The sequence below is a fragment of the Saccharomonospora halophila 8 genome, assembly GCF_000383775.1.
In the GTDB taxonomy this organism is placed as follows: Bacteria; Actinomycetota; Actinomycetes; order Mycobacteriales; family Pseudonocardiaceae; genus Saccharomonospora; species Saccharomonospora halophila.
Window position 1 is genome coordinate 15,237 of the sequence record NZ_KB912488.1, and the last position, 7,360, is coordinate 22,596.

The 7,360-nt window shown below is 68.9% G+C and carries 8 protein-coding genes; all 8 read right to left on the bottom strand.

Annotation, left to right across the window (positions count from 1 at the left end; translation table 11 throughout):
* A partial coding sequence (locus tag SACHA_RS24850; protein WP_019807025.1) for a hypothetical protein occupies positions 1 to 2,055 on the bottom strand: 2,055 nt, incomplete at its 3' end.
* A 37-nt stretch (positions 2,056 to 2,092) separates the two neighbouring features.
* Positions 2,093 to 2,398, bottom strand: coding sequence for a WXG100 family type VII secretion target (locus SACHA_RS0102730; protein WP_019807027.1), 306 nt, complete (start codon positions 2,396 to 2,398; stop codon positions 2,093 to 2,095).
* Between the two features lie 177 nt (positions 2,399 to 2,575).
* Positions 2,576 to 3,910: a phosphoglucosamine mutase gene (gene glmM / locus SACHA_RS0102735; RefSeq protein ID WP_028662830.1), complete on the bottom strand. Its 1,335-nt coding sequence runs from the start codon at positions 3,908 to 3,910 to the stop codon at positions 2,576 to 2,578.
* 468 nt (positions 3,911 to 4,378) lie between these two features.
* Complete coding sequence (gene rpsI, locus SACHA_RS0102740) at positions 4,379 to 4,849, bottom strand: 30S ribosomal protein S9 (RefSeq protein ID WP_028662831.1); 471 nt, start codon at positions 4,847 to 4,849, stop codon at positions 4,379 to 4,381.
* A gap of 14 nt (positions 4,850 to 4,863) precedes the next feature.
* Positions 4,864 to 5,316: a 50S ribosomal protein L13 gene (gene rplM, locus SACHA_RS0102745; RefSeq protein ID WP_007025956.1), complete on the bottom strand. Its 453-nt coding sequence runs from the start codon at positions 5,314 to 5,316 to the stop codon at positions 4,864 to 4,866.
* Positions 5,317 to 5,740: 424 nt separating this feature from the next.
* Positions 5,741 to 6,028, bottom strand: coding sequence for a WXG100 family type VII secretion target (locus SACHA_RS0102750; protein ID WP_019807033.1), 288 nt, complete (start codon positions 6,026 to 6,028; stop codon positions 5,741 to 5,743).
* A 54-nt stretch (positions 6,029 to 6,082) separates the two neighbouring features.
* A complete protein-coding gene (locus tag SACHA_RS0102755) occupies positions 6,083 to 6,400 on the bottom strand; it encodes a WXG100 family type VII secretion target (RefSeq protein ID WP_019807035.1) in 318 nt (105 codons plus the stop codon).
* Positions 6,401 to 6,649: 249 nt separating this feature from the next.
* Entirely contained in the window at positions 6,650 to 7,201 is a 552-nt protein-coding gene (locus SACHA_RS19990; RefSeq protein WP_232211795.1) for a type VII secretion-associated protein, read from the bottom strand.
* Between the last annotated feature and the right edge of the window lie 159 nt (positions 7,202 to 7,360).

Here is a 7,360-nt window from a genome sequence, read left to right on the forward strand (position 1 = left end):
GGGTGCGGGGTTGCGGGACGGCGCTTCCCCGGTCTCCGCGCGTGCCCCCGCGTCACCGCGCCCGGCGCCCGCACCCGGCTGGCCACCGGCCGTCGGGTTCTCGTCCTCAGCGCCGAGGGTGTAGGTGGTGGGCTCACCCTGACCGTCGTCGACGGTGACCACCGTCGGACCGTCCGGGCCCTGCGGCTGCTCCGCCGTCAGCTCGAAGCCGTCCTCCTGAATCCGGATCGTGCCGTCCGGGCCCGGGCGATGGATCTTCTCGCCGCCGGGTCCTTCCCCTTCACCAGCCTCTCCGCTCGTGCGGCCGTCCGGTCCGAAGTCTTCCGCCTCACCCGCGGCGCCCTCCGCCATACCACCGTTCGGGGACCCATCGGTACCGAAGTCGAGTGTGTAGTCCCTCGGTTCGCCGGAGCCGTCCGCGACCGAGATCCCCATCGTGCCGTCCTCACCGGGTTCGGTCATCTCGAAGGTGCGGTCACCCTTCTCGACGGTGACGGTGTCCTGCTCCGCCGCGTCCTTGACCGCCTCACCGGTCTCCGGATCGATCGGGTAGGGCTCGCCGGTCTCCGGGTTCACCTCCAGCTCCTCACCGGTCACCGGATTCGTCGCCTGCTCCGTGTCCGGCATCATGTCCTCGGCGCTGGGGACCCCGGCGGAACCCGCCCCACCACCGGGGGCGCTACCACTACCGCCCGCTCCACCGGGCATGCCACCGCTGCCCGCCCCGGCCCCGGAAGCCCCGCCCGCGGCGGCGCCGGGCTGGTGCACGCCCTGCCCCTCCGTGTCCGGCTCCGCGAAGGGATCCGGGTCGAGCTCCTCCCCCAACGACTCGGTCAACGCCGAATAGCACTCGCTGATCGCCGCGACGAAGCCTTGACCGTGCCCGTGGAACTCGGTGGCCTTCTGCTGATACATGCCGCAGAACTCACCCAGTCGGGTCTCGGTCTCCGCGAGAGCGCTCTTCATCTTCTCGAGCTCCGACCCGATGTTGTCCTCAGTGATCTCCTCCGCAAAGGTCATCCCGAGAACCGCAGCTGGAAGGATCGGCCCAGCGAAGAGCACAGCGTCCAACAGGCGGTCGCCGAAACTTCTGTTCTGGAGCTCCTGATACTTCTGCTCGACTTCCTGAATGGTCGAAGGCAGCTTTTTCTTCGCCGCGATCAGGCCGTCGACCTGCGACGGGGTCAGTTCCGCGACGGTTCCGTCGCCGTAGACCTGCAGTACCCGCTGGGCATAGTTGACGACGTTGCGCTGTACACCCTCGTCGATGCTGTGGGTGATGGTGTCGGGGGCGGTCTTCAGGGCCTGGGAGAGGTCTCCGGCACCGTCCGCCAGACGCTGATTCGCCTGTTCCGCCGCGGCCTTCGCATCACCGGTCCAGTCCGCGGTATTGCTCTTCCATGCCGAGTTGAGTGCCTCGGTCGCGCCACCGACGGCGTCATACGCCGTCGAGAGCATCTCGGCATCCGCGTGAAAGGCGCCGAAATCGATACCCCGGAACTCGTCCAGTCCTCGACGGATGCTCTGCGGATCGAGGCCACTGTGCGAATATCCCGCGGACAGCCCCCCGGCCGCCCCCTCGCCGGGGGCCGTACCCGAATCCAGGGAGACCGGCTCGTAGTTCTGCGACTCCTGCGCGCCGTTCGGCCCCGCACCGACGAGCGCACTCGCCTCCGTGTAACGCGGGTGGAACTCCTCGAACAGTTTCACCACGACCGCCGCCTCGTCGACGATCTCGTCCGAGGTCGAGAAGCCCCCCTGGTTCAACGTGTTACGCGCGTCGCTGACCTGTCCCTCGGCCCGGTCGGTGCGGGCCCGGGGAAGGCTCCCGTCAGCATGGTCCAGGTTTTCGAGAGGAGCCTGTCCACCGGCTATCACGTCCGACGCATCCGCCCCGACCTCGGCGGAATACTTGACGGCTTCGTCCTCGCTCAGCCTATCGGCATTGGACAACGCGTAAAGGAAGTTCTGTTTGTCCTGCCGTGACACATGGGGGTCGTCGAGCGCCGCCCGCATCTCGTCGAACTGTTGCGGGGTGAACCTCAGGTTCGCCAACTCTCGGACATTGGTTGGCGTAAAGATCGACACGCGTTCACACCTCCTTCGAAGCGATCATCTCACGGCTGACGGCTTCACCCTGCTCGTAGGACTTCGCGGCCTCGGTGAGCTTGCCCCCGAGGTCGGTGACCTTGTTCCCGTAGCGGTTCACGGAATCGCGGTACTTGGCGATCACGTCGCTGTAGCGGGAGGCGACCTCGGACCAGGCCTTCCCGACCTGCGCCTCGGACACTCCTGTCTCGATCTTCGAGCCCGCGTTCGTGAGCTCGCCGCCCTCCTTGCCGTACGCCGAGCCGGCAGCGTCCAACTTTCCCGGGTCGACGGTCTGCCCGCCTGCCACAAGGCCCCCTCAGATCGCTCGCATGTGTTGACCGTGTCGACTACGACGCACACCCGGCACGACCGGTGCCGTCGTGGGGGCACCAATCTACCGAGTCGGCCACTCCACCGTGGATCATTCCGCGGGATCCGTGGCCGGTGCGGGGTACCGCGTTCCGCGGGCGGAACGCGGTACGGCTCACCCGACCGACGAGACGACCCCCGCCAGCCGGTCGGCCGCGACCTGGGCCGTCTCGGCGTCCGGGGCCTCGACCATGACCCGGACGAGTTGTTCGGTGCCCGAGGGGCGCAGCAGGACGCGGCCCGTCTCGCCGAGTTCGGCCTCCACAGAGTCGACGGCCTCCTTCACGGTCGGTGAACCCGTCACGGTGGTCTTGTCCGTCACCGGCACGTTCACCAGCACCTGGGGCAGGCGGCGCATCACCCCGGCCAACTCGCGCAGCGGGTCGCCCGTCTCGCCGACGCGGCTCATCAGGCGAAGCGCCGTGAGCAGGCCGTCCCCGGTGGTGGCGTATCCGGGCAGGACGACGTGACCCGACTGTTCACCGCCGAGTGAGTAGCCGCCCGCGCGCAACTCCTCGAGCACGTAACGGTCACCGACGGCGGTGCTGCGCACCGTAATACCCTGCTCGCGCATCGCGAGATGCAGGCCGAGGTTGCTCATCACCGTGGCGACCAGCGTGGTGTCCGTCAGTTCGCCCGCCTTCGCCATACCGACGGCCAGTACGGCCATGATCTGGTCGCCGTCGACGAGCTCGCCATCGGAATCCACGGCCAGGCACCGGTCGGCGTCACCGTCGTGAGCGATGCCGAGGTCGGCACCGTGTTCGACGACGGCGGCGCGCAGCGACTCCGGGTGGGTCGAGCCGCAGTTGTCGTTGATGTTCACCCCGTCGGGGTCGGCGTTCACCGCGATCACGTCGGCACCCGCCTTGCGGTACGCCTCGGGCGCCGCGAACGACGACGCACCGTTGGCGCAGTCCACGACGACGCGTAGCCCGGCGAGGGAACCCGGTGTCGCCGCGAGGAGGTGCGCGACGTACCGGTCGAGGGCGTCACCGACGTCGGACACGCGGCCGATCTGGGCACCGGTCGGCCGGGTTGTGGCGGCGTTGAGGCCGTCGGCGATCTCGTCCTCGATACCGTCCGGGAGCTTGTGCCCGCCGTCGCCGAAGAGCTTGATGCCGTTGTCGGCCATCGGATTGTGCGAGGCGGAGATCATCACGCCGAGGTCGACGTCGAGGTCACCGACGAGATAGGCCACGGCCGGTGTGGGCAGCACTCCGGCCCGGAGGACATCGGCGCCCGCGGAGGTGAGCCCGGCCACCACCGCCGCCTCCAACATCTCCCCGCTGGCCCGGGGGTCCCGACCGACGACCGCCACCGGCCGGTGCGACCGGTCGTGCTCGGCGAGGACGCGGGCGGCACTGGCCGACACCGCCAACGCCAACTCGGGTGTGAGTTCGTCGTTGGCGAGGCCCCGGACCCCGTCCGTACCGAAAAGGCGAGCCATGTCGTCGACCTCCGTCAATCACGTGCACCTGCGACCCGACCGGAACAACCTAGCCACCCCACGATGCCCGCCCGAACCCCGGTCGGCCACACACCGCGTTCCGCGGGCTGAACGTGCTCCCCCGACCCGACGAACCCCCGCGCATGCGGATCAGCCACCGCGCCGGCCCGAGCGGAGTCCCGGGGCGTTGACGACGTTCCGCGGGCGAACTGCGCTCCCCGGCCGGGCCCGCCTCCCCGACACACCGCGAACGGCGCACGAGAATCGTGGGAGTTGGGATCGTCGCCCGGGGTCTGGAGTCTTCGAGGGTGTCACCGTGGGGGTGACGACAGTTCGCCCGCGGAACGTTGTCACCGCACGGCCCCGGATCGGACGGGGCACCCTGTGCCGTCCGGTACCGCTGGGCCCGGAAATGAGTCGAGCGCCCACCCGGCTTCGGGTGGGCGCTCGACTCGGCTGTCGTGCGCGTCAGCGCTTGCTGTACTGCGGCGCCTTGCGGGCCTTCTTCAGGCCGTACTTCTTCCGCTCGATCTCCCGCGCGTCGCGCGTCAGGAAGCCTGCCTTCTTGAGCGCGGGCCGGTCGTCCGCGTCGATCTCGGCGAGTGCGCGCGCGATGGCGAGGCGCAGCGCACCGGCCTGCCCGGACGGCCCGCCACCGTCGAGGGTCGCCACGATGTCGAACGACTCGGGCTTCTCGACCGTGTTCAGCGGCTCACGGATGAGCTGCTGGTGGACCTTGTTCGGGAAGTAGTCCTCAAGGCTCTTCCCGTTCAGCTTGAACTGGCCGCTGCCCGGCACCATCCGCACACGGACGACCGCCTCCTTACGACGGCCCACCGTCTGCGCGGTGCCCCCAGCGGCACGAGACGGTTTCGGCGCGGCCGCCGTCTCGGTGGTCACGACCGCGTCGAAGGCGGTCTCGGTCTCGGTGCTGGTCACGAACTGTTCCTCACTCACTGGGTCACCTGAGCGATCTTGGTGATCTCGTGCGGCTGCGGCTTCTGCGCGGCGTGCGGGTGGTCCGGGCCGGCGTAGACCTTGAGCTTCTTGGCCTGGGCACGGCCGAGCTTGTTCTTCGGGAGCATACCCTTCACGACCTTCTCGACCAGGCGCACCGGCCGCGAGTCGAGCAGTTCGCCGAACGACTGCTTACGCAGGCCACCGGGGTAGCCACTGTGCCGGTAGGCGAACTTCTGCTCGCGCTTGTTGCCGGTGAGCGCCACCTTGTCAGCGTTGACGATGATGACGAAGTCACCGGTGTCCACGTGCGGGGCGTAGGTGGGCTTGTGCTTGCCGCGCAGCAGCGTCGCGACCTCGGTCGCGAGCCGGCCGAGCACGACATCCTCGGCGTCGATCACGTGCCAGGCACGAGTGACATCGCCGGGCTTTGGGCTGTACGTGGGCAAGGGTCTACCTCGTCGTCAACTTGCTTGTCAGGTCCGTGCGGGCTTCGCGCGTGCCGCTCCTGCGCGCACAACAACACGTGAAGATACCCGGTTGCCGTGCGGTGGGTGAACGCGGGGTCGGCAGCAACTCCCCATCATAGCCCCCGTACGCAGTCCCGGACCCGGACCCCCGGGGACGAGCCGACGACGACCGGGCGACACCGACGCGACAGACAGCGACACGGCCCACCACCCGGCATCGAACAGGTCACGAGAGCGACCGGCCCACCACCCCGCACCGACGCGGTGAACCGGATCCATGCCCCGGCCGCTCGGTGACGAGCATCCTACGACACGTCACACCGCCCACCTGCGGCCGCCACGACGAACCGGGCCCGTCCCCGGCGAGGGCGGGCCCGGTCACGCGCAAGCACATGGAGGGCGATCAGAACATGCCCTGGATGCCCTTGTCCGTCGCCTGGTAACCGTCGGCGATCTGCGGCAGCGCGGTCGCGATCTGCGCGAGCACCTGCTTCATCTCGTCCAGCGACTGGTTCCACTCGTTCTGGCACTGCTGCCAGGCCTCCATGGCCTCACCGGACCAGGAGTCCACCAGCGGAGCCAACCGGGACCTGAGGTCCTCGAACAGCGCGTCCAGCTCGGAGCCCGTCTTGTTGCAGTCCTCGGCGGCCGTGTGGATGGTCGCGTAGTCAACAACGATGCCGTTCGGCATTGTTCCTCCCGTTCAGTGCTGAAGTCGTCGGAGAGTGTCGGAAAGCGGGTCGGCTCAGAGTCCGCCGAGCGTGTTGCCGATGTTGCTGATGGCGGCGTTCTGCTCCTCTTCCGCCTGCTGGTACTTGACACCCGACTGCTGGAGGAGCTCACCGATGTTGCCGAGCGCCTCGTTCAGCTTCCGCGTCTTCTCGTCGAAGGCGGCCATCACGTTCTGGAAGGCCTTGGCGGCCTCGCCCTGCCAGCCCGCCTGCGTCGCCTCGATGTTGTTCCGCAGATTGTTCAGGTTCTGGTCCATCTGACCCTTGATCTGGTCAACGTCCTGGTACGCCTGCTGGAACTGTTCCGGCGTCCCGGTGAAACCGCCTGCCATCGGGAGTACCCCCTTCGCTCGTGGTGTTGCCGTACTGGTTCGTACCGGCGCTACGACGCAGACAGTGCCACGGCCGGTTCCGCACTGTCGCGGAAACACCCGAAGTCGTTGCTAGCGTGAACGCCCCGAACCGGGCGGTGGCCGCGTCGGCGCGGCGGCCGCACCACGTTCCGCCCGCGAAACGCGCCACACCCGCCCGGACGCACGGGCGCGGCCGGAGGTCTCCGCCGACGGTTCTCCGCGGGTGGGTCAGTTGGTGAAGTCGAGGGTTCGGACCACCTGCTGGCACGCGGCGCGGACCTCGCGTTCGCGCCGTGCCACCTGGCATCCGATGCTCACCTGCGCGGTGCCCTGTGCCAGGACGTACCAGTCGACGGTCGCTGCCGGCTTGTGCTGTCGGTAGTGGATGACGTGTTCGCCCGCGAACCGGTGGTCCGGGTCGAAACCGGTGAACTCGTCGGACGCGGTCCTCCGACGCAGTTCGCGGGCCAACCGTGTCCGCTCGGCACCGCCGTCGAAGGTGAGCACGAACTCCTGGACCGCGATGAGATCGTCGTCCTCGGCGGAACGCGCCGACTCCGGCTTGATGACGACCTGCCGCTCCGCGATGTCGTCCACGGTCTGGACCCATCCCTCGGGAGCGACGAACCGGTAGGAGAACTGCGCATACGTGTGCCCCCGCGGTTGCGCGTCAGCCGGTGTGCCGGTCACAGCCGGACGCCCGCGTGTCGCCGGGTTGGTGCCGCCCAGGGTGACCATCAGTGTCGCGGCGACGGCGGCGACCACGACGAACAGGGTCACCACCAGGATCCTCCGCCGGGAACCGGAGTGGGACGAGTGCGCCGACACGTGCCCTGCCACCGGCTCGACCGGCGCGCCGCCCCGCGGAGGAACGACGCCGCGCGGGATCGGGGCCCCGGGTGGTCGCACCCCGGCGCCGGACGCCGTGGGTGGATGCTG